Source organism: Massilia psychrophila, assembly GCF_002760665.1.
Classification (GTDB): Bacteria; Pseudomonadota; Gammaproteobacteria; order Burkholderiales; family Burkholderiaceae_D; genus JAFCUW01.
Window position 1 is genome coordinate 30,637 of sequence record NZ_PDOB01000025.1, and the last position, 20,396, is coordinate 51,032.

Genomic DNA, 20,396 nt, shown 5'->3' on the forward strand with positions numbered 1-20,396 from the left:
CCGGTCTACCGAGCCAAGCTCATGAAAGCATCGCCACACGCGGTTTCACGCTGATCGAACTGGTGGTCACGCTGATGTTGATCGGCATTCTGTCAGCGTTCGGCGTCTCCCGCTTTTTTGACCGCGCCACCTTCGACGTCGCCGCAATCGCCGACCAGACGCGCGCGATGCTGCGTTACGGCCAAAAACTTGCGGTGGCTCAGCGGCGGGCGGTCTATGTCCGCCTCACGTCCAGCAGCATGGCGCTGTGTTTCGACAGCGGCTGTTCGGCAACCATGCTGGTGAGCGCTCCCGGCGGCGCCAACAGCGGCAGCGCCAGCACCAGGGCCAATTGCGCCAATAATGCCAGCTGGTATTGCGAGGGCCTGCCTGCCAACCTGGGCTATACGCTCACGCCTGGGCCGGCGCCGACCAGTTTCGCGTTCGATGCCCAGGGCAAGCCGTATGCCGGCAGCGACAACCTGCTCATCGTCGATTCCACCTTCGTCCAGTTGACGGTGGCCGTCAGCGCTGGCGGCACCAGCCGCACCGTCACCGTGGTGCCGGAAACCGGCTATGTGTATTAGCGCGCGCTGGCCGCGCCAGGGCGGCGTCACCCTGGTCGAGCTGCTGATGTTCATCGTCATCGTCTCGGTGGCGCTGGTGGGCGTGCTGCAAGTGTTGCGCTACAACGCGGCCCACAGTGCCGATCCCTTGCGCCGCAAGCAGGCGCTGATGCTGGCCGAGAGCGTGATGGAGGAGGTGCAGATGGCGAAATTCACCTATTGCGATCCGGCCTCCGACAACGCCGACAGCGCCACCCAGGCCGGCGACTGCACCGTTGCGGAGGCATTCGGCCAACTGTCGGGCGGCGAGGTAATGGGGCCGCGCCCGTACGACAACGTCAACGACTATGTCGTCGCGGGCAACACGCCGAGCGGGGCCATGGTCAGCAGCGCCGACGGCGCACCGCTCGACGCCAACGGCAACCCGATCGATGTGACCGGCTACACGGTCAGCCTGACGATCCGCCCCGAGGCGCTCAACAATATCACCGTCAGCGGCGTTACTGCAAACGAGAACGTGCTGCGCATCACCGTCACCGTCAACTTCGATGGCCAGGCGCTGGTGCTCGACGGCTACCGCGCGCGCTATGCGCCGAACGACCAATGAGCGACCGACGGCTTCCTGGCAGGTTGGCGCAGGCCGGTTTCACGCTGGTCGAGGCGATTGTGGCGATCGTCATCATCGGCATTTTGGGCGGGATGGTGGCGGTGTTCATCCGGGTCCCGGTGCAAGGCTATGTCGACAGTGTCGCGCGGGCCGAGCTGAGCGACGTCGCCGACGGCGCCTTGCGCCGCATCTCGCGCGACCTGCGGCTGGCGCTGCCGAACTCGATCCGCGTCAGCAACGACGGCAAATCGCTCGAAATGCTCCTCACCAAGTCCGGCGGACGCTACCTGGCCGCCGAAGACGGCGACCTGCTCAACCCGCACCTGAGCTTTCTCGACCCGGCCAAGAAGAGCTTTACCGTGATCGGCCCGATGCCGGCAGGCAAGCAGCAAATTGCCGACGGCGACGCCATCGTGGTCTACAATCTCGGCCCCGATTTTCCCCAGGCCGATGCCTACAGCGGTACCAATCGCGCGCTCTACGATAGGGGCAACAGCGGCGGCAACCTGGTCGCCTTGATCAGCAATCCGTTTGCCGTCCAGGCCGCGCCGATGCAGTCGCCCGGCGCCCGTTTCCACGTGGTGTCGGGGCCGGTGACGTATTATTGCAACGGCGCGACCGGCGGCGCCGGTACACTGCTGCGGCAATGGGCCTATCCGATCAGTGCAGCGCAAAACAGCCCGGCGTCAGGCACCCCGAAGAGTGCCTTGCTGGCCAACCGGGTGGTGTCGTGCAACTTCGATTACAGTAGCGCGGCCTCCAGGCGCAGCGCGCTGGTGGTGCTGACGATCAGCCTGCGCGTGCCCGGCAGCAATGATCCTACCCTTACTTTATTGCATCAGGTCCACGTCAACAATACGCCATGAACCACCGACTCCGCTCACGTTCGTACGCACCGGGCCGCCAGGCCGGCGTCGGCCTCGTCACCGCCATTTTCATCCTGGTGGTGCTGGCCGGGCTGGCAGTGGCAATGGCGACGTTGTCAAGCGCGCAGCAGGCCGCATCGAGCCTTGATGTGCTGGGCGCGCGCGCCTACCAGGGCGCGCGCGCCGGCGTCGAATGGGCGCTGTTCCAGCAGCGCGTCAACAATTCCTGCCTGCCCGGGCCGACCACCTTCGCGCTGCCCGCCAACACCAGCCTGAGCAGTTTTACGGTCAGCGTCACCTGCAACGCCAATCCGTTTCCCGGCCAGCCGGCCAATTTCCGGGTGACGGCGACGGCCTGCAATGGCATCGCGGGCGCCGCGTGCAAGGGCGCAGGCACTAGCCAAGACTATGTTGAACGCAAGATCGAGGTGCAGTTTTGAAGGCGCTGTTGCGGCACTGCTGCGCGCTGTTGCTGGCGGCGGCGTCAATGCTGGCTGGCACTGGCGCGCGCGCCGATACCGACATCAGGCTGTTTCAGTCGTTCGCCGGCAACGTGAATTTCGTCGGCACCCAGAAAACCATGCGCACGGCCAGCAATGCGAAAGATCCGTGCGCGGCCGTCGGCGCGAACACCGAGCTGAGCGCGACGCTGGCCGGCATCCCCGCCGGCGCCACCATCCTCAGTGCGCAACTGTACTGGGCTGCCTCGAACAGTTCGGCCGATTATACCGTCACGTTTCAAGGCAGCAGCGTGTCCGCGCCGAGCACGCGGCGCTACTTTTCGAACACGGTCGGCTATGACTATTTCGGTGGCGCCGCCGACGTCACCACGCAGGTCAAGGCCACGCGCAACGGCACCTACACCTTCAAGGGCCTGAACGTCAATACCGGCAGCCCGTATTGCAGCGTGCAGGGCGTGATCGGCGGCTTCTCGCTGCTGGTGGTGTATTCCAATCCGGCCGAGCAGTATCGCGTGCTGAACATCTACGAGGGATTTCGCTATATCTTGAACAGCGCTCTTACGCTTACGCTGAGCAATTTTCTCACTCCCACCCCGCTCGATAGCGCCACCGGGCGCGTCGCCCACATCACCTGGGAGGGCGACGCGACGCTGGTTGCGAACGGTGAGCGCTTGATGGTCAACGGCGTCGAAATGACCGATTCGCTTAACCCGAGCGAGAATCAATTCAATTCGGCCAGTAACATCAACAACGACGCGGCGTCGTACGGCATCGATTTCGACGCCTATACCATCGGTTCGCCGGTCATCGCGGCAGGCCAAAGCGAAGTCAAGACCCTGTACCAGTCGGGCCAGGACCTAGTGCTGCTGAACGTCGAAGTGATTGCCATGCCCAACGTGCTGGCGGCCGATCTGTCGATTTCGATGGTGCGCAACAACGAGCTGAAGGTGAACGCCAGCACCAGCTATACCTTAACCGTTAGCAACATCGGCCCAAGCGCCGAAGCGGGGCCGGTGGTGGTCACCAACACGCTGCCGGCGGGGATGAGCTTTGTGTCGGCCAGCGGCAGCAACTGGACCTGCAGCGTGTCTGGACAGGTGATCACTTGCCGCAACAGCGCCGCGCTGGCGGTGGGCGCCTCGCTGCCGCCGCTGACGGTGGCGGCAATGGTCAATACCTCCGGCTCGCTTACCAATACCGCCACGGTCGCTGGCAGCATGTTCGACAACGTTGCCGCCAACAACAGCGACAGCGACACCGGCGCGGTGGCTTCGCCGGTCGCTGTTTTCACCGATAAGATTTGCGTCGCCGGAAAGGCGTTTGGCGACCCCGCCCAGCCTTGCAAGATGGCCAACTGGGCCCCGCTGGAGGCGGGCACGGTCATGTCAAAAGTATTCCTGACGGTGCTGACGCAAGCGACTGGCGTGCCGACTGCGCTCAGCAACAAGGACGCCATCGTTCAGATCCAGGTTGCCCTCAGTTGCCACAACCCGACCACCTATAATCCAGCTGCGGGGACCAAGGCAACCTTTGCGGGCGTGATTTTGCCCTTGTGCACGCCAAACGGCGCGGCTCCCGGTACCGGCGCGGCCGAATGGTCAGCGACCGTGAATGCGGCATTCCCGGCTCATTCGCCGTCGGCCCCGATGACGGCCGGTTTCCAGTACAACGATGTCGGCAAGGTCGCTGTCTACTTGCGCGACTTGGCCAACACCATCGTCGGCGGCCTGCCGTTCGTTTCCATGCCGTCCAGGATTGTGCTCAGCGTTACTGGCAATCCGGCCCCGGTCGATGCCACCGGCGGTGCTTTCGTGGCGGCCGGCGTGCCGTTCAGCATGACCATCGGTGCCTACACTGCGCTAAACGTGCCGGCACCTAATTTTGGCCGCGAAAGCTCACCCCAGACTTTCTCGCTGAAATGGCCCGTGGTCAGCCCATTTCCCGACATGACGCAGATGCCAGCCCTGTCCGGCACGTTCGGGGCGATTGCGCTCGGCGCCGCTTCCGGCAGCACTTTCTCGTGGCCGGAAGTGGGGATCCTGCCGCTGACGCCCGGCCTTGCCTCCGGCAACTACCTCGGCGGCGGCGTGGTCCCTGGCGCCACCGTCAACGTTGGGCGCTTCGTGCCCGACCATTTCGACACCGAGACTGCCGCCGTGAACGCTTGCCCCGCCAATATGGGCTGCGTGCTGCCGATCAGCCGCATGGCCTACTCGGCCCAGTCGTTCGCGACGCGCATCATTGCGCGCAACGCCACCAACGACACGGTGCAAAATTACCAAGGCGCTTTTGCGCGCGCGCTGACCATGACGGCCTGGACATCCGCCGGGTTGGACACCGGCGCCAATCCGAATGGCGGCACGCTGGCCGGCAATAGCGTCGCCACCAGCGCCTTTACGCGCGGCACCGCCGACTTCAGCCTGGCGTCGCTGGCGCCGACGCTGACCTACATCCTGCCGCGGCCTTTTTCCAGCGCCGCACCGCGCGCGCTGGACTGGAGCACGCCGACCGTGATCTACCTGCGCGCCAGCGAGACGGCGGTGCCGGCGGTAACGTCAAAGCGCGCCACCGGCAGCGTCGAAGGCGGCATCATGATTGCCAGCGGCCGGCTACAGGTGCAAAACGCTTTCGGCTCGGAACTGATGATGATGCCGGTCGACTTGCGCGCCCAGTACTGGACCGGCGGCACGACCGGCCGCTGGGAAAACAACAGTGCCGACAACAGCACCTTGCTCCATCCGCTGGCGCCGAACGTCAGCTATTCCAACTGCAGCAAGGCGCTGCAAAGCGCAGTCGCCGCGCCGAACAACTGCAAGGACGTGTTTTCGCAGGTCTCGGGCGCGAAGATCATCCTGGTGGCGGGCGCCGGGAAAATTCGCCTGCGCCCGCTCGGCAGCGGCAATACCGGCAGCGTCGAGATCAGGCTGAACAACCCGTCCTGGCTGCCTGTCGCGCCCGGGCGCTTAGTGTTTGGCATCTACAAGAGTCCGTTGATTTACTTCAGGGAAGTATACTGAGCAGCTTGGCGCGCGAAACCGGCAGACAGTATATGAAAAACAAGCAATTTTATTATCCTAGTGGAAAATTGCTTTCAACATCCCTAACAAGATGAAATAATCATGCGGCTTCCGCAATATTTACATTTCATCTCCTTATCCTGATCGTCGGCATGCGTCTTTTTAGAAAAGCACAGAAAAATGCGGGTTCGCTGGCGATTGCTTTTCTCGGCGATGGGCTCGCCGCCGTCAGCGTCCGGCGCGTGCCGCCGGCCAGGCCTGCCGTCGAGCTGGCAATGTTTTACCCGGGCGCGCCGGTGCCGCCAGCGGACGTGCTGGAAAAGCTCGGGAAAGACTTGCAGGCGAGCCGTTACCAGTGCACCACGCTGCTTGGCGGCGGCGAATACCAGTTGCTGGCGGTAGAAGCGCCCAACGTGCCGCCCGACGAGCTCAAGATTGCGGTCCGCTGGCGCCTCAAGGACATGCTCGACTTCCATGTCGACGATGCCACCATCGATGTGCTCGAAATTCCGCTCGACAAAGCGGCGCCCGCGCGTGCCGGCCACGGCATGTTCGCGGTGGCGGCGCGAAACAGCGTGATCGAGCAGCGCCAGAACCTGTTCGCCGCGGCCAAGCTGGCCCTGTCTGTCATCGATATTCCTGAAATGGCGCAAAGGAACATCGCGGCCCTGGTCGAGCCCGACGGGCACGGGGTTGCCATGCTGTCGTTTACTGCCGATGGTGGTTTACTGACGGTGACGTTCAATGGCGAACTGTACCTGTCGCGCCGGATCGACATTTCCCAGGCACAGTTGATGCAGCCCGACCACGACAAGCTGCATGCCAGCTTCGATCGGATCACGTTGGAACTGCAGCGCTCGCTCGACCATTTCGACCGGCAATACCATTTTATCAACGTCGCCAAGCTGGTACTGGCGCCGAATGTCGCGCCTGGCCTCGAGACTTACCTGTCGAGCAATCTGTACATGCCGGTCGAATCGCTCGACCTGGCCGCCGTGCTGGACCTGGCGCTGGTGCCGGAACTGGCCGCGGTCGAGCAGCAGCAGCGATTTTTCCTGACCCTGGGCGCCGCCCTGCGGCTTGAGGAGACGCTGCTGTGAGCCAACAAATCAACCTCTTCAATCCGATTTTCCTCAAGCAGAAGAAGATCTTCACCGCCGTTCCGATGGCCGAGGCGCTCGGTGTCCTGCTGGCCGGCGTGCTGGCGCTGGCGTACTACGGCCAGCGCAGCATTACCGCACTGGCGGACGAGTCGGCCATCACCAGCAAGCAGCTGGCACAGCGCCAGGCGCGCCTGGCGAGCGCCAGCGCCCAGTTCGCACCGCGCCAGAAAAATGCCGAAATTGCATTGAACCTGGCGGCGACCGAACAGGAGCTGCAGTCGCTGCACAAGGTCGCCGGGGTGCTGCAGCGCGGCGAGATCGGCAATACGCGCGGCTATTCCGGTTACTTCCGCGCTCTGGCGCGCCAGAGCGAGAGCGGTGTGTGGCTGACCGGGGTGTCGATCGGCGGCGCCGGCATCGAGATCGGCGTGCAGGGCAGGGCCTCGCAGCCGGCGCTGGTGCCGGCCTACATCGGGCGCCTTGGAAGCGAAAGCATCATGCGCGGCAAGACTTTCTCCAGCCTTCAGATCGAGCAAGCGATGCTGGCGCCGAAGGGCGGCGGCGCCGCCGTGCAGGCGCCGTATGTCGAATTCAGCCTGCAATCCGTGGCGGGCGCGGAGCGGCCATGAAGCAAACCCTCTTCAAGCTGAGCAGCCGCATCGACGCCCTGAGCCTGCGCGAGCGCGTCGCGCTGTTCGCGGCCGCTGCCGCCATCATCCTGTTCCTGGTCTATGCGGTGGCGCTCAATCCGATGTATGCGAGGCGGGCGGTGCTGCAGGGCCAGATCGCCCAGCAGCGTAACAATATTGCCGGCATCGACGAGGAAATCACCCGGAAGGTGCGGGAATATGCGCAGGATCCGGACGCGGCGCTGCGCGTGCGCCTGCAGGCGGTCGCCGCTGAATCGATCCAGCTTGCCAACGGACTGCGCGCCGTGCAAAAAGACCTGGTCGCCCCGCACAAGATCGTGCCCCTGCTCGAAGCCATTCTGCAGGCAAATGGACGGCTGCGGCTGGTGTCGATGAAAACGCTGCCGGTCAGCAGCCTGGACGAGGATGCAGAAACAGCGGCGGCGGCCGCGCCGGTCACCGTCGCTGCCACTGCCGCTGCCACTGCCGCTGTCGCCCCCGCCGCCGTGCCGGCCGCCAAGCCCGCCGCGCTGCTGTATCGCCACGGCGTGCAGCTGGCCGTGCAAGGCAATTACCTGGACATGCTTGACTACATGAGTGCGCTAGAAGCGATGCCGAACCGGCTGTTCTGGGGCAAGGCGGTACTCGAGACGGCGCAGTATCCGCAGGCGACGCTGACGCTGACGCTCTATACCCTCGGGCTGGAGCGCACATGGATCGCGCTATGACCGCGCGCCTGCTGGCGGCGCTGTTGTGGGTCGCGGCCTCGGCCGGCACCGCATCGGCGCAGGCCTTGCGCGATCCAACCTTGCCGCCGGCGCAGTTGGCGCCGGCCGGCGACGGCGCAGCACCGGCCGAGGCCGCTCGGCCGGTGCTGCAGTCGGTGCTGATCGGGCACCTGCCTGGCGGGCGCAGGGTGGCCGTGATCGACGGTCAGACGGTGCGCATCGGCGAAAAATTCAAGGGTGCGGTACTGGCCAGCGTGTCCGACAACCAGGCGGTGCTGCTGCGCGGTGGCAACAAGCTGGTGTTGCGGTTGTATCCGGCGGCCGCGCATCGATCGCCATCACCAAAATAGAGACAGAAACCGCATGCGAAATGTATTTTTAATAACTTTGATGTTCGGATGTGCCGCCAGCCTGGGCGCCTGCACCTCGGCGCCGCGGCCTACCACGCTCGACACCATCAAAGAGCAACTGGCGCGCGCCGCCAAACCGGTCGCCGCCGCGCCGCTCGACGAGGCGGTGGCGAACGCGCTGCTGCCGCCGGTGTCCGCGCTGGCGGTGCAGTTGCCCAAGGCCCGCCCGGCGCTGGAGGAACGTTTCAATGTCGCCTTCAACAAGGTGCCGGCCCAGCAGTTCTTTAATTCCCTGGTGACCGGCACCCGTTACAACATGCTGGTCCATCCCGATGTCGGCGGCACCATCACGGCCAACCTGAAGGACGTCACGCTGACCGAGGCGCTCGACGCGGTGCGCGAGCTGTACGGCTTCGACTACAAGATCGACGGCACCAGCATTTACATCCGGCCGCTGACCATGCAGACCCGGATGTTTCATGTGAACTATCTGATCGGCAGTCGCAAGGGCCAGTCCAGCCTGCGCGTGAGCTCGACTTCGCTTTCCGTCAGCAGTAATCAGAGTAACCCGAGTAACCCGAGTAACCCGAGCAACCCGAGTAACCCGAGCAACCAGCCCGGCCAGAACAACAACCAAAACAACCCCGGCGGCGGCGGCAACAACCAGCAGCAGGACAGTACCAACGTCAATACCGTCTCCAGCAACGACTTCTGGGGCGAGCTGAAGGCGGCCATCGAGGCCATTGTGGGAACCGGCAAGGACAGCGGGCGCAGCGTGATGGTCAGCCCGCAATCGGGCGTGGTGGTGATCCGCGCCATGCCCGACGAGCTGCGCAATGTCGACCTGTTTCTCAAGGCGACCCAGTTGTCGGTCGACCGCCAGGTCATCCTCGAAGCCAAGATCCTCGAGGTGGAACTGAACGACAGTTTTCAGAGCGGCATCAACTGGGCCTCGTTCGCCTCGTTTCGCAGCGGCCACGCGAACCGCGTCTCGGGCGGTTTCCTGTCGCCCGGCACCACCCTGGCACCGCTGCCGTACGCCGGCGGCCAGCCGCCCGTCCTCAGCACCGGTTCGGGCTTTTCGGCCAGCACTGGCTTCTCGCTGTCGAACGCGGCCGCGGCGGCCAACTCCCTGTTCGGCCTGGCGGTCCAGACGAGCAATTTCGCTGCCTTGATTTCCTTCCTCGAATCGCAGGGCACGGTGCACGTGCTGTCGAGCCCACGCGTGACGGCGATGAACAACGAGAAAGCGGTACTGAAGATCGGTACCGACGAATTTTTTGTCACCGGGGTCACTACCACCACGGTCGCCAGCGCCACCGGCAACACGGTCACGCCCAGCGTCACCTTGCAGCCATTTTTCTCCGGTGTGGTGCTCGACGTGACGCCGCAGATCGACGACAAGGGCAATATCCTGCTGCACGTGCACCCGTCGGTGAGCCAGGTCAGCACCGTCACCAAGGAGATCAAACTCGGCGCGGCCGGCAGTTTGACCCTGCCGCTGGCGGCTTCGGCCACGTCGGAAATCGACAGCATGGTGCGCGGCCAGAACGGGCAGGTGGTGGCGATAGGCGGGCTGATGCGCCAGTCGTCGACCTCCGACACGTCGCAGCTGCCCGGGGTGGGCAGCGTGCCGGTGCTGGGCGCGCTGTTTCGCAACAAGGCCAAGCAGAATCAGAAGCGCGAACTGGTGGTGCTGATCAAGCCGACCATCGTCGAGGGCGCCGGCAGCTGGAACGAGGACCTGCTCGATACCAGGGGCCGTATGCAGCAGCTCGATTTGCGCGACCCGGCACGCAAATAAATGTACACCGCCCACTTTGGCTTGCGCGAAGCGCCGTTCGGGATCACTCCCGACACCAGCTATTTCTTTACCAGCCCGCACGCGCAGGAGGCGCTCAACACCTTGCTGGTGGCGGCCAGGAATGGCGAGGGCTTCATCAAGATCACCGGCGAGGTCGGCACCGGCAAGACGCTGCTGTGCCGTAAGTTCATGGCGACCTTGGGCGAAGGCTTCGTCACCGCCTACATTCCCAATCCTTACCTCGAACCGCGCACGCTGATGCTGGCGCTGGCCGACGAACTCGAGATCGCGCTCGACAAGGACGTCGACCAGCACCAGCTGCTCAAGTCGATCACCCATCGCCTGATGGCGCTGGCGGCCGCCGACAAGCGCGTGCTGCTGTGCCTGGACGAGGCGCAGGCGATTCCGGTGGAAAGCCTGGAAGCGCTGCGCCTGCTGACCAATCTGGAAACCGAAAAGCGCAAGCTGCTGCAGATCGTGCTGTTCGGCCAGCCCGAGCTGAACCGCAAGCTGGCACTCGATTCGATCCGCCAGCTGGCCCAGCGCATCACGTTCCATTACCACCTGGGCGCGTTGACGCGCGACGACCTCGAGTATTACCTGGCGCATCGCCTGCGGGTGGCCGGGTTTACCGGCGCGCGCCTGTTCAGCCGCGGCGCCGTGTCGCGCCTGTATTCAGCCAGCGGCGGCATTCCGCGCCTGGTCAACATCCTCGCCCACAAGGCGCTGATGCTCAGCTTCGGCCAGGGCAAAGCGCAGGTCAACCGCCGCCACGTCAATGATGCGGCCAGCGACACCATCGTGCGCAAACGCCACGTGTGGCCGTGGCTGGCGGCCGGGTCGCTGCTGCTGGCCGCCGCCGGCGCACTCGCCTGGACATTCATACAATGAGTCTGATCAACAAGATGCTGCAGGACCTCGATGCGCGCGGCTCGCACGCGGACGCCGCCGAGCCGAACGTGAAGCCGGTGCAGCGCCAGCGCGCGCCGATGACGGTGCCGCTGGCGCTGGGCGCCGGCTTGCTGCTGGTGCTGGCTGCCGCCGGCTGGTTCGGATGGCGCTACGTCACGCGTGTGCCGACCGTCGCGGTGGCGGCCGCGCCGTCGGTATTGATGACGCAGGAGTCCGCACCTGCATCCGTACCTGCACCCGTACCTGTACCTGTACCGGCACTTTTGCCCGCACCGGCACCGGTTCCGCAAACACCGGCCGCCTTGGCTACGGCTGCAGACGTGCCGGTCGCAGCGCCCGGCGCAGCCGTGCGCAAGGAGCAGGGCGCTGCAAAGGCGCCGCGGGCAGCACAGCGCGCTGTGCCCGCGGACGCTGCAACGCCGGCGCCAGCCAGTGTTTTCGACACCGGCCGCCAGACGAGCGCGCCACAGCGCGCTGAAAGCGAGTACCGCCGCGCGCTGGCGCACTTACAGGAGGGGCGTATTGGCGACGCCATCGCGGCGCTCGAGCAGGCGCTCAAGCTGGACCCGGGCCATGAAGCGGCGCGCCAGACCCTGGTTGGCCTGCTGATCGAAAACAAGCGGCCCGACGAGGCCATGCGCCAGTTGCAGCTGGCGCTGGCCGCCGACCCGCGCCAGCCGGCCATGGCGATGCTGCTGGCGCGCCTGCAGATCGAGCGCGGCGCAGCCGGCATCGACACCTTGCAGCGCAGCCTGGCTTACGCGGCCGGCAATGCCGACTACCACGCCTTCCTGGCCGGCGCGCTGCAACGCCTGCAGCGCCACGGCGAAGCGGCTGAGCAATACATGGCGGCCTTGCGCGCCAATCCACAAAACGGCGTCTGGCTGATGGGTCTCGGTATTTCGCTGCAAGCCGACAAACGCAACGCCGACGCGCGCGACGCGTTTCAGCGGGCCAAGGCGTCGGCCAGCCTGGTGCCGGAATTGCAGGCATTTGTTGAGCGCAAGCTGCTGCAGCTGGGGCAATAAAGGTTTTTAGCGTACCCCGGTCACTGATATGTGCTTCGGGCCGACCGGTTCAATCTGCAGCGAGCAGCGATCGAGGCGCTTGCTTATTTTCTTAGATTGAATATGCCGGCATGCGTCGTTTCCGTCAATGGCGAAAACGACGGCTCTAAGTACTCGTCGAGAAATAAATGTGAGGTTTTGGCAAACAGAACCGGATGCGATGCAAGGCGGTCGGTGCGCCGCAGTGCGAGCACTGCAAGCAGCGGCCAACACAGCAGCGCGGCGGTTATGGACGCCAAAATGCACATTTATTTTTTGGCGGGTACTTAGGGTTGAGCGCCCTTTTGCGACACCCTCGTTCGCGAGGACGAATGGCGTTGGCAACTCTCCCTCCGACGAACAACTTAGCCTACGTGAAATATTACGCAATTTCCTACCGTCAAAGTGCAACTCTCAGTGATGCTAACAGCATCAGCGAGACGACGGGAAGCCACACTATCCGCTCGCGCTTGCTACGGGTCGCTGCGTTCGCGACAACACCGAGAGCGCAATAGCCAACGACGAACCATATCGCCTTGGTCGCGGCCGTGTGCATGTTGTCGAAGACAAGGCCGGCTGACGTGGCCACGATGAAGCCAAATACGATCAACAGGCACGCCGAAATCAGGCTCACGACGCGGATGCGACCCGGAAGACGGCCGCGATACCTTCCTCCCAGCGTCAATTCTCCCCAAGGCATGCCTGCCAGCAAGGCAATCTGGAAGGCCGCGGCGAGCGTGACCAACCCGATGAATATATATGCCGCAAGCAGATCGATCATCAACGCACTGTATCCGGTTGTGGGGCGGATTTTATAACTTGGCCAGCCGCGCCAACGCCAGATGCAAGGTCTCGTCCTGTTTCGCAAAGCAGAACCGCACGATGCCCGATTCGGTCGGCTGGCTGTAAAACGCCGACACCGGAATCGCCGCGACCTTGGCCTCGCGCGTGAGCCACTCGGCAAACTGCGCCTCAGGCAGCGCTGAAATCGCATCGTACCGGACGCATTGGAAATACGTGCCGTCGGCCGGCAGCAAGGTAAAGCGGCTGCCCGCCAGGCTTGCGCGGAACAGGTCGCGCTTGCGCTGGTAGAAGGCCGGCAGGGCGAGGTAGGGCGCCGGATCGGCCATGTAGCGGGCGATGCCGTGCTGCATCGGCGTGTTTACCGTGAACACGTTGTACTGGTGGACCTTGCGGAACTCTTTCGACAGCGCCGCCGGCGCCGCCACGTAGCCGATCTTCCAGCCGGTGACGTGGTACGTCTTGCCGAAGCTGGAAACGACGAAGGCGCGCTCGGCCAGGTCGGGGTAGCGGCAGACCGACTGGTGGGGCGCGCCGTCGTACACCATGTGTTCGTAGACCTCGTCGGACAGGATCAGGATGTCGGTGCCGCGCACGATGTCGGACAGGGCGTCGATGTCGGCGCGCCGCAGCACCGAGCCGGTGGGGTTGTGCGGCGAGTTGACGATGATCAGCCGGGTGCGCGCGGTGACCGCGGCGGCTACCTGGTCCCACGGGATGCTGTAGCCATGTTCGCCCACTTTCATCGATACCGGCACCGCCACGCCGCCGGCCAGCGCGATGGCGGGCAGGTAGCTGTCGAAGGCCGGTTCGATGACGATCACGTCGTCGCCCGGATGCACGCAGCACAGGATCGCCGTGGTCAAGGCCTGGGTGGCGCCGGCGGTGACGGTGATTTCAAGCGCGGGGTGGTAGCTGCGCCCATACAGCGCGGCGACCTTGGCCGCGATGGCGTCGACCAGCGGCGCTGCGCCGGCCATTGGCGGATACTGGTTGTGGCCGTCGCGCATGGCGTCGGTGACCAGCTGCGGCAGGGCCGGATCGCAGGCGAAGTCGGGAAAGCCCTGGCCAAGGTTGACGGCGCCGTGCTGTGCGGCCAGTACCGACATCCGGGTAAAAATCGTGGTGCCGACGGCGGGCAGGCGGCTGCGAAGGACGGGTGTGGTCATGAGCGGCAATGCGAAGTAATCAGGCGTTTATTTTAGCGCAGCTTCAGCTTCAGCTTCAGCCTTGGCCAGGGTTTGAGCTTGAGACTGCTCCTTCACCCACGCCTCGGGCAGCATGATGCGAAACAGCCCGGCCTGCCCAAGCTTGCGCGCAAGTTTGAGCAGCGCCTTGTCCTTCGTGATCAGCACGCTGGCGCTTGTGTCGCGCGCGATCTCTAAAAATTTCTGGTCGTCGCGGTCGGTGCAAACCGGCAGGCGCACGGGGCTGGCGTCGGGCGCCATCACGGTCACCAAGGCGTCGAAGCGGCTTGCTGCGACCGGACGGCTGGCGTCGTCGAGCGGCAGGTGCGGATAGTGCAGCACGATGTTGTATTCATCGCGGCAGTCGGCGCGGGTGACCGCTTCGACCGTGCCCGATTCGAGCGCGGCCAGCAGGCTGGCCCAGCGCGGGTCGTGGAACACCAGCAGGTCGAGGCAGACATTGGTATCGATGACGATGCGTTCGGCTGGTACGGGTATCATGTCGGCTGTTCCATTTGTCGGATGTGATTAAACGTATGTATTCAAAACTATGCTGATTGTACTGTCGCCCGCCAAGTCGCTCGACTTCGACACCCGCCCCACCACCAAGCTGACTACCACGCCCGAGCACCTCGAGCACGCCGGCGCGCTGATCGATGTGCTGCGGCGCTATTCGCCTGGCGAACTGGCCGAACTGATGGACCTGTCCGATCCGCTGGCCGCGCTGAACGTGGCGCGCTACGCCAGCTGGAGCCGTGAGCCACAGGATGCACGCCAGGCCATCATGGCTTTCAACGGCGACGTCTACGCCGGGTTCGACGCCCGTTCGCTCAAACCGAAGGCGCTCGGCTACGCGCAGCGGCATGTGCGCATCCTGTCCGGGCTGTACGGCGTGCTGCGCCCGTTCGACCTGATCCACCCGCACCGCTTGGAGATGGGCAGTCGCCTGGCCACCGAAGGCGCAAAAGACTTGTACGGTTTCTGGGGCGATACGGTGACCGACACGATCAACGGCGCGGTCGAAGCGAACGGCGCAGGCGTGCTGGTCAACCTGGCGTCGGAAGAGTATTTCAAGTCGGTGCGGCCGAAGCTGTTGCGCGTGCCGGTGATCAGCCCGGTGTTTGAAGACTGGAAGAACGGCAAGTATAAAATCATTTCGTTCTACGCCAAGCGCGCGCGCGGCATGATGGCGAGATACGCGGCCGAGAAGGGCATCGTCGACGCCGAAAAGCTGAAGCGATTCGAGGTCGACGGCTACGCGTTCAGCAAGGGTGATTCGACGGCGACGAGTTGGGTGTTCAGGCGCAAGGTGGCGGCTTGAGCCACCCAGCTAAACTATTAAAACCGCCTAGTCCGTCTTCTTCGACCAGAAATTAAACCAGCTGCGCTGTTTCGCATTCGGGTTCAGGAACTTGCTGTTCGGGTAGGTCTTCACGAAAACGCGCTGGGCATCGTCGCGCAGCAGCAGGTTGCCCATCTTGTCGTGGCTGCGAATCATCAGGAACAGCGCTTCCTCGGTGGCCGGGGCGTCGCCGTAGTCGGCCACCGCGCCCTGGGCCCGGTTGAACGCGGCCAGGTAGGCGCCGCGGCGGTAGTAATAATTGGCCACGTGGACTTCGTACTGCGCCATCGCGTTGACCAGGTACTTCATGCGCGAGATGGCGTCAGGCGCGTATTTGCTGTCCGGGAATTTATCGACCAGCGCCTTGAAGGCGGCGAACGATTCGCGCGTCGCTTTCGGGTCGCGCTCGGTCGGGTCCTGGGAATAGATCGCCGACAGGAAGCCGATCTGGTCATTAAAGGTAACCAGGCCGCGCAGGTAGTACATGTAATCCGCTTGCGGGTGGTTCGGGTGCAGCTTGATGAAGCGCTCGATCGCCGCCAGTGCCTGGGCCTGGTCCTGCGTCTTGTAATGCGCGTAGGCGATTTCCATCTGCGCCTGGGTGGCGTAGGTGCCGAACGGATAGCTCGACTCGAGGCGCTCGAACAACTTGATGGCTGCCTCGTAGTGGCCGCCATTCATTTCATCGCGCGCCTCAGCGTATAATTTCGTTACCGACCAGTTTTTGGTCTCGTCGGCTTTTTCCGGCAACAAACTGCAAGCAGACATACTTAGCAGAGCAAACGAAGCAAACGAAGTAACCAACAGAGATAATTTTTTTTGCATGAGCTTTTGCAAGAGAGTATTTACCGAGATTCAACGAAAGGCTGATTATAGCCGATGGGACTGCTGTGATATTAACTCCAACGCCGAATTTGGCGGATTTACCTTTTGACCCTGATTTCGACGACGAGATTGACGTCGAATTCATGCCGCTCGAGCGTGGCATCGACCTCACGCCCATTACCCTCGAATTGACGCCGGAAGCGTGCGGCCAGCGCCTCGATAAAGTCATTGCCGGCCTGGTGCCGCAATTTTCCCGCAGCCGCCTGCAACTGTGGTTCGATGCCGGCCACGTGCTGGTCGACGGCAAACCGGCGCGCGGCAAGGATACCGCATATGGCGACGAATTAGTCGTTATCGAGCCGCAAAGCGCGCCCGAAGACGCTGCCTACACGCCGGAACAGATTGTGCTGAACATCGTCTTCGAAGACGAACACATTCTGGTGATCAACAAGCCGGCCGGCCTGGTGGTCCATCCGGGCGCCGGCAACTGGTCGGGCACCTTGCTCAACGGCCTGCTGTTCCACGCGCCGCAACTGGCCGGCGTGCCGCGTGCCGGCATTGTCCACCGGCTCGACAAGGATACCAGCGGCCTGATGGTGGTCGGCAAGACCCTCGCCGCGCAAACCGACTTGGTGCGCCAGCTGGCGGCGCGCAGTGTCAAGCGCGAATATTTTGCGCTGGTATGGGGCACGCCGCGGATCAGCGGCACCATCGACGCGCCGATGGGCCGCCACCCGAAAGACCGGGTCAAGATGGCGGTGTCGACCAATTTTTCCGCCAAGCCGGCAATTACCCACTTCCAGCTGATCGGCAGCGGCCTGCTCGACCGGCGTCCGGTCAGCCTGGTGCAGTGCCAGCTAGAAACCGGCCGCACCCACCAGATTCGGGTCCACATGCAGCACCTCGGCTTCGCGCTGGTAGGCGACTCGGTGTACGGCAAGCAGCACCTGGCGCCCGTGTTTCCGCGCCAGGCCCTGCAGGCGCGCCGCCTCGGTTTGGTGCACCCGGCCACCGGCGCTGAGTGCGAATGGATCGTGGCGCTGGCGGACGATTTCGCCGAACTGATCAACACTGCCGGCATTCCTGAGCCGGAATTGGTGGCATGGGAAGCGCCGGGTTGACCGGGCCGATCGATCTTGTCGAGCCGGACTGGCCCGATGCGCCGGCCAACGTCAAGGCGCTGGCCAGCACCCGGCGCGGCGGCTTCAGCCTGGGCCCGTACGGTGATGGCGACAGCGGTGGCGGGTTCAATCTGGGCCTGCACGTCGGCGACGATCCGGCAACCGTGCAGCGCAACCGCGCCGCGCTGCGCGGCTTGCTGCCGGGCACGCCGGCCTGGATTTCGCAGGTGCACGGCGTCGATGTCGTCGACGCCGCCAGCGTCCAGCCTGGTGCGCCGGTGCAAGTCGGCGACGCCAGCATTGCCACGACGCTTGGCGTGGTGTGCGTCGTGATGACGGCCGACTGCCTGCCGGTGCTGTTCGCCGACCTCGACGGCAAGGTGGTCGGCGCCGCTCATGCCGGCTGGCGCGGCCTGGCTGCCGGCGTGCTGGGCGCGACGGTGGCGGCGATGCGCTCGGCCGGCGCCGGCGAACTGACCGCGTGGCTGGGGCCGGCAATCGGTCCGGCCCACTTCGAAGTGGGCGCCGACGTGCTGGACACGTTTGTGGCGGGCGCGCGCAACGACCTGGAAATGGCGCAGGTGAGGGCGGCGTTCGCGCCGTTCGGAGGCCGCCCCGGCAAATACCTGGCCGACATGAATGCACTGGCGCGCGGCCTGCTGGCGCGTGACGGCGTGGCGCGGGTATGGGGCGGCGGCCATTGCACCGCCACCGAGGTCGACCGTTTTTATTCCTACCGGCGCGACGGCGTTACCGGCCGCCAGGCCAGCCTGATCTGGCTGGAGACCTAAGTAGGCGCCACAAAATTATTATGATTTCTAGCTGCCATAAACGGCGCGCTGCTGCGTTGCCCACCGCTAGCAGTGCCCGCACTGCGTCGCGGCGGGCGCCTTGCATCGCATCCGTTTCTGTTCGCTATAAATTTACAATAATTTTCCGGCGCCTACTTAGTCGCGGGCCTGGTCCTGGCCGACCTGGTCCTGCTTCGCCCGCTCGCGCGCCGCTGCCTCGGCCATTGCCTGATTACGCAATCGTCTTCGCTTCGAACCGGATAGGTAGTAAAGTATAGATAATGGCAACACGCAGTAACCCAAAAACGTCATCACCCCGGCAACGACATTCAGCTCGGTGATCGCCATCAGGCCAACCACGTAGATCCAGGCAACGGCAACAATCCACATACGCATCCTTTTGCAGAAACTTCAATCTTATCAATTGTAAAACAAGGGACCTACGCACATGAATACACCTGATCCTCACGCCATGGCCAACGGCTGGATGTCGCAGTTTGCCGACCCGGCGCTATTGCAGTCATGGCAGTCATGGATGAAGCTGCCGGAATCGGCCGCCGTCGCTCAAGCGGGCGATGTCAACCCGCTCGTTTCCATGCTCCGCGACGTCGATGCGACGATCAACCCGGCTTCGCTGGAAACGATCAAAAATGACTATCTGCAGAAAGTCGCTGCATTATGGCAGGACATGGCGACGATGAAAACGCCGGCGCTGCCGGACCGCCGTTTTTCCGCGCCCGAGTGGAGCGCCAATCCGCTATCCGCTTTCAGCGCCGCCGTCTATTTGTTGAACTCGCATTTCCTTACCTCGATGGCCGATGCCGTCGAAGCGGCCCCGCGCGAAAAACAAAAAATCCGCTTCGCCGTGCAGCAGCTGGTCGATGCGATGTCGCCGGCAAACTTCCTCGCCACCAATCCGGAAGTCCACCAAAAGCTGATCGAGACCAAGGGCGAAAGCCTGACCAAGGGGCTCGCCAACATGCTGTCCGACATGCAGAAAGGCCGCATCTCGATGTCCGACGAGTCGGCCTTCGAGATCGGCCGCAACGTCGCCACCACCCCGGGCCAGGTCGTGTTCGAGAACGAACTGTTCCAGCTGATTCAGTATGCGCCGGCCAGCGCCACCGTGCACGCGGTGCCGCTGGTGATGGTGCCGCCGTGTATCAACAAGTTCTACATCCTCGACCTGCAGCCTGAAAATTCGCTGGTGCGCTACGCGGTCGAGCAGGGTAACACCGTGTTCCTGGTGTCGTGGCGCAATCCCGACGCCTCGATGGCCAACATCACCTGGGACGATTACGTCGAGAAGGGCGCGATCGAGGCGATCAGCGTCGCCCGCGCCATTTCCGGCAGCAACAAGATCAACGCTTTCGGCTTCTGTGTCGGCGGCACCATCGTCACCACTGCGCTGGCGGTGCTGGCCGCGCGCGGCGAACAGCCGGCTGCCAGCCTGACCCTGCTCACCACCTTGCTCGACTTCGAAGACACGGGCGTGCTCGACGTGTTCATCGACGAAAAGCAGGTTGCCAAGCGCGAAGCGAGCCTGGCAAAAGGCGGACTGATGCCGGGCCGCGACCTGGCGACGACGTTTTCGGCGCTGCGGCCGAACGACCTGGTGTGGAATTACGTGCAGTCGAACTACCTGAAGGGCAAGGAGCCGCCGCCGTTCGACCTGCTGTACTGGAACTCTGACAGCACCAACCTGCCGGGGCCGATGTTTTGCTACTACCTGCGCAATATGTACCTGGAAAACAGGCTGCGCGAACCGGGCGCGTTGACCACGGCCGGCTTTGCTGTCGACCTCGGCGCGATCAAGGCGCCGGTGTTCATCTATTGCTCGCGCGAAGACCACATCGTGCCCTCGAGCGCCGCTTTCAAGGCGATCGGGCTGCTCAATCCTGGCAACGCCGGTAACAACCGCTTCGTGATGGGTGCTTCCGGCCACATTGCCGGGGTCATCAATCCAGCCTCCAAGGGCAAACGCAGTTATTGGACTAACGACGGGGCCGGCGGCAAATCGGCCAAGGCCGCGCCGCCGGCCGACTTCGATGCCTGGCACAGCGGCGCCACCGAGCACAAGGGGAGTTGGTGGGGCGAGTGGTCCGCCTTCCTCGCCGGTCACGGTGGCAAGGAAGTCAAGCCGCGTAGCAAGCTTGGCAACAAGCAGTACACGCCGATCGAAGCGGCGCCAGGGCGTTACGTCAAGGTGCGGGCCGATTGAACGATGACATGTGAGGGCAATGCATGTTGCGGCGCAGTGC

The 20,396-nt window shown here is 63.9% G+C and carries 21 protein-coding genes; 16 read left to right on the forward strand and 5 right to left on the reverse strand.

Annotation, left to right across the window (positions count from 1 at the left end):
• The first annotated feature begins 29 nt into the window (after nucleotides 1-29).
• From CR103_RS15060 to CR103_RS15115, 12 genes are all read left to right on the forward strand, one after another.
• Nucleotides 30-566 carry a pilus assembly FimT family protein gene (locus tag CR103_RS15060; protein ID WP_267874006.1) on the forward strand — a complete coding sequence of 179 codons (537 nt, stop codon included), beginning with the start codon at nucleotides 30-32 and terminating at the stop codon, nucleotides 564-566.
• Nucleotides 556-1,152, forward strand: coding sequence for a type II secretion system protein (locus CR103_RS15065; protein ID WP_099916785.1), 597 nt, complete (start codon nucleotides 556-558; stop codon nucleotides 1,150-1,152). Before CR103_RS15060 ends, CR103_RS15065 begins: the two co-directional genes overlap by 11 nt.
• Complete coding sequence (locus CR103_RS15070; RefSeq protein WP_099916786.1) at nucleotides 1,149-2,018, forward strand: prepilin-type N-terminal cleavage/methylation domain-containing protein; 870 nt, start codon at nucleotides 1,149-1,151, stop codon at nucleotides 2,016-2,018. The genes CR103_RS15065 and CR103_RS15070 overlap by 4 nt, the downstream gene beginning before the upstream one ends.
• Nucleotides 2,015-2,458: an agglutinin biogenesis protein MshP gene (locus tag CR103_RS15075; protein WP_099916787.1), complete on the forward strand. Its 444-nt coding sequence runs from the start codon at nucleotides 2,015-2,017 to the stop codon at nucleotides 2,456-2,458. The genes CR103_RS15070 and CR103_RS15075 overlap by 4 nt, the downstream gene beginning before the upstream one ends.
• A complete protein-coding gene (locus CR103_RS15080) occupies nucleotides 2,455-5,496 on the forward strand; it encodes a DUF3344 domain-containing protein (protein ID WP_099916788.1) in 3,042 nt (1,013 codons plus the stop codon). Before CR103_RS15075 ends, CR103_RS15080 begins: the two co-directional genes overlap by 4 nt.
• Before the next feature lie 152 nt (nucleotides 5,497-5,648).
• Nucleotides 5,649-6,596 (forward strand): type IV pilus biogenesis protein PilM, encoded by a 948-nt coding sequence (locus tag CR103_RS15085; RefSeq protein WP_099916789.1) that lies wholly within the window; start codon nucleotides 5,649-5,651, stop codon nucleotides 6,594-6,596.
• A complete protein-coding gene (locus CR103_RS15090) occupies nucleotides 6,593-7,228 on the forward strand; it encodes a PilN family protein (protein ID WP_099916790.1) in 636 nt (211 codons plus the stop codon). The genes CR103_RS15085 and CR103_RS15090 overlap by 4 nt, the downstream gene beginning before the upstream one ends.
• Nucleotides 7,225-7,956: a type II secretion system protein GspM gene (locus tag CR103_RS15095; protein WP_099916791.1), complete on the forward strand. Its 732-nt coding sequence runs from the start codon at nucleotides 7,225-7,227 to the stop codon at nucleotides 7,954-7,956. Before CR103_RS15090 ends, CR103_RS15095 begins: the two co-directional genes overlap by 4 nt.
• On the forward strand, nucleotides 7,941-8,306 hold the full coding sequence (locus tag CR103_RS15100; RefSeq protein WP_229443129.1) for an MSHA biogenesis protein MshK: 366 nt from the start codon (nucleotides 7,941-7,943) through the stop codon (nucleotides 8,304-8,306). The genes CR103_RS15095 and CR103_RS15100 overlap by 16 nt, the downstream gene beginning before the upstream one ends.
• Nucleotides 8,307-8,346: 40 nt before the next feature.
• Complete coding sequence (locus tag CR103_RS15105) at nucleotides 8,347-10,110, forward strand: secretin GspD/PilQ domain-containing protein (protein WP_229443130.1); 1,764 nt, start codon at nucleotides 8,347-8,349, stop codon at nucleotides 10,108-10,110.
• Entirely contained in the window at nucleotides 10,111-11,001 is an 891-nt protein-coding gene (locus CR103_RS15110; protein WP_099916794.1) for an ExeA family protein, read from the forward strand.
• Nucleotides 10,998-12,050, forward strand: coding sequence for a tetratricopeptide repeat protein (locus CR103_RS15115; RefSeq protein ID WP_099916795.1), 1,053 nt, complete (start codon nucleotides 10,998-11,000; stop codon nucleotides 12,048-12,050). The genes CR103_RS15110 and CR103_RS15115 overlap by 4 nt, the downstream gene beginning before the upstream one ends.
• A 418-nt stretch (nucleotides 12,051-12,468) precedes the next feature.
• Here CR103_RS15115 and CR103_RS15120 read toward each other — a convergent pair whose 3' ends face one another.
• Genes CR103_RS15120 through CR103_RS15130 form a run of 3 tightly spaced genes read right to left on the reverse strand, consistent with a single transcriptional unit; the run spans nucleotide 12,469 to nucleotide 14,557 of the window.
• A complete protein-coding gene (locus tag CR103_RS15120; protein ID WP_143752635.1) occupies nucleotides 12,469-12,852 on the reverse strand; it encodes a hypothetical protein in 384 nt (127 codons plus the stop codon).
• 28 nt (nucleotides 12,853-12,880) lie between these two features.
• Nucleotides 12,881-14,038 carry a pyridoxal phosphate-dependent aminotransferase gene (locus CR103_RS15125; RefSeq protein ID WP_099916797.1) on the reverse strand — a complete coding sequence of 386 codons (1,158 nt, stop codon included), beginning with the start codon at nucleotides 14,036-14,038 and terminating at the stop codon, nucleotides 12,881-12,883.
• Between the two features lie 27 nt (nucleotides 14,039-14,065).
• Nucleotides 14,066-14,557 carry a putative toxin-antitoxin system toxin component, PIN family gene (locus CR103_RS15130; protein WP_099916798.1) on the reverse strand — a complete coding sequence of 164 codons (492 nt, stop codon included), beginning with the start codon at nucleotides 14,555-14,557 and terminating at the stop codon, nucleotides 14,066-14,068.
• A gap of 49 nt (nucleotides 14,558-14,606) precedes the next feature.
• On the opposite strand from CR103_RS15130, the gene yaaA reads away from it, so the two are divergent.
• Nucleotides 14,607-15,377: a peroxide stress protein YaaA gene (yaaA, locus tag CR103_RS15135; RefSeq protein ID WP_099916799.1), complete on the forward strand. Its 771-nt coding sequence runs from the start codon at nucleotides 14,607-14,609 to the stop codon at nucleotides 15,375-15,377.
• Between the two features lie 27 nt (nucleotides 15,378-15,404).
• Here the strand turns inward: yaaA and CR103_RS15140 are convergent, their stop codons facing one another.
• Nucleotides 15,405-16,223 carry an outer membrane protein assembly factor BamD gene (locus CR103_RS15140; RefSeq protein ID WP_099916816.1) on the reverse strand — a complete coding sequence of 273 codons (819 nt, stop codon included), beginning with the start codon at nucleotides 16,221-16,223 and terminating at the stop codon, nucleotides 15,405-15,407.
• Between the two features lie 143 nt (nucleotides 16,224-16,366).
• Here CR103_RS15140 and CR103_RS15145 point away from each other — a divergent pair, with 143 nt between their 5' ends.
• Nucleotides 16,367-17,344 carry an RluA family pseudouridine synthase gene (locus CR103_RS15145; RefSeq protein WP_099916817.1) on the forward strand — a complete coding sequence of 326 codons (978 nt, stop codon included), beginning with the start codon at nucleotides 16,367-16,369 and terminating at the stop codon, nucleotides 17,342-17,344.
• Nucleotides 17,326-18,135, forward strand: a complete 810-nt coding sequence (pgeF, locus tag CR103_RS15150; RefSeq protein ID WP_229443131.1) for a peptidoglycan editing factor PgeF — start codon at nucleotides 17,326-17,328, stop codon at nucleotides 18,133-18,135. The genes CR103_RS15145 and pgeF overlap by 19 nt, the downstream gene beginning before the upstream one ends.
• Nucleotides 18,136-18,291: 156 nt before the next feature.
• On the opposite strand, the gene CR103_RS15155 is transcribed toward pgeF, so the two are convergent.
• Nucleotides 18,292-18,525: a hypothetical protein gene (locus tag CR103_RS15155; RefSeq protein ID WP_099916819.1), complete on the reverse strand. Its 234-nt coding sequence runs from the start codon at nucleotides 18,523-18,525 to the stop codon at nucleotides 18,292-18,294.
• A gap of 58 nt (nucleotides 18,526-18,583) precedes the next feature.
• On the opposite strand from CR103_RS15155, the gene phaC reads away from it, so the two are divergent.
• Nucleotides 18,584-20,356: a class I poly(R)-hydroxyalkanoic acid synthase gene (gene phaC / locus CR103_RS15160; RefSeq protein ID WP_099916800.1), complete on the forward strand. Its 1,773-nt coding sequence runs from the start codon at nucleotides 18,584-18,586 to the stop codon at nucleotides 20,354-20,356.
• The last annotated feature ends 40 nt before the right edge of the window (nucleotides 20,357-20,396 follow it).

Bases quoted from the DNA above. Each gene is read 5' to 3' on its own strand.
- yaaA (WP_099916799.1), top strand. From the start codon at position 14,607: ATGCTGATTGTACTGTCGCCCGCCAAGTCGCTCGACTTCGACACCCGC.
- CR103_RS15085 (WP_099916789.1), top strand. From the start codon at position 5,649: ATGCGTCTTTTTAGAAAAGCACAGAAAAATGCGGGTTCGCTGGCGATT.
- CR103_RS15145 (WP_099916817.1), top strand. From the start codon at position 16,367: ATGCCGCTCGAGCGTGGCATCGACCTCACGCCCATTACCCTCGAATTG.
- CR103_RS15075 (WP_099916787.1), top strand. From the start codon at position 2,015: ATGAACCACCGACTCCGCTCACGTTCGTACGCACCGGGCCGCCAGGCC.
- CR103_RS15105 (WP_229443130.1), top strand. From the start codon at position 8,347: ATGTTCGGATGTGCCGCCAGCCTGGGCGCCTGCACCTCGGCGCCGCGG.
- phaC (WP_099916800.1), top strand. From the start codon at position 18,584: ATGAATACACCTGATCCTCACGCCATGGCCAACGGCTGGATGTCGCAG.
- CR103_RS15110 (WP_099916794.1), top strand. From the start codon at position 10,111: ATGTACACCGCCCACTTTGGCTTGCGCGAAGCGCCGTTCGGGATCACT.
- CR103_RS15125 (WP_099916797.1), bottom strand. From the start codon at position 14,038: ATGACCACACCCGTCCTTCGCAGCCGCCTGCCCGCCGTCGGCACCACG.
- CR103_RS15095 (WP_099916791.1), top strand. From the start codon at position 7,225: ATGAAGCAAACCCTCTTCAAGCTGAGCAGCCGCATCGACGCCCTGAGC.
- CR103_RS15155 (WP_099916819.1), bottom strand. From the start codon at position 18,525: ATGTGGATTGTTGCCGTTGCCTGGATCTACGTGGTTGGCCTGATGGCG.
- CR103_RS15100 (WP_229443129.1), top strand. From the start codon at position 7,941: ATGGATCGCGCTATGACCGCGCGCCTGCTGGCGGCGCTGTTGTGGGTC.
- pgeF (WP_229443131.1), top strand. From the start codon at position 17,326: ATGGGAAGCGCCGGGTTGACCGGGCCGATCGATCTTGTCGAGCCGGAC.
- CR103_RS15065 (WP_099916785.1), top strand. From the start codon at position 556: ATGTGTATTAGCGCGCGCTGGCCGCGCCAGGGCGGCGTCACCCTGGTC.
- CR103_RS15140 (WP_099916816.1), bottom strand. From the start codon at position 16,223: ATGCAAAAAAAATTATCTCTGTTGGTTACTTCGTTTGCTTCGTTTGCT.
- CR103_RS15070 (WP_099916786.1), top strand. From the start codon at position 1,149: ATGAGCGACCGACGGCTTCCTGGCAGGTTGGCGCAGGCCGGTTTCACG.
- CR103_RS15115 (WP_099916795.1), top strand. From the start codon at position 10,998: ATGAGTCTGATCAACAAGATGCTGCAGGACCTCGATGCGCGCGGCTCG.
- CR103_RS15130 (WP_099916798.1), bottom strand. From the start codon at position 14,557: ATGATACCCGTACCAGCCGAACGCATCGTCATCGATACCAATGTCTGC.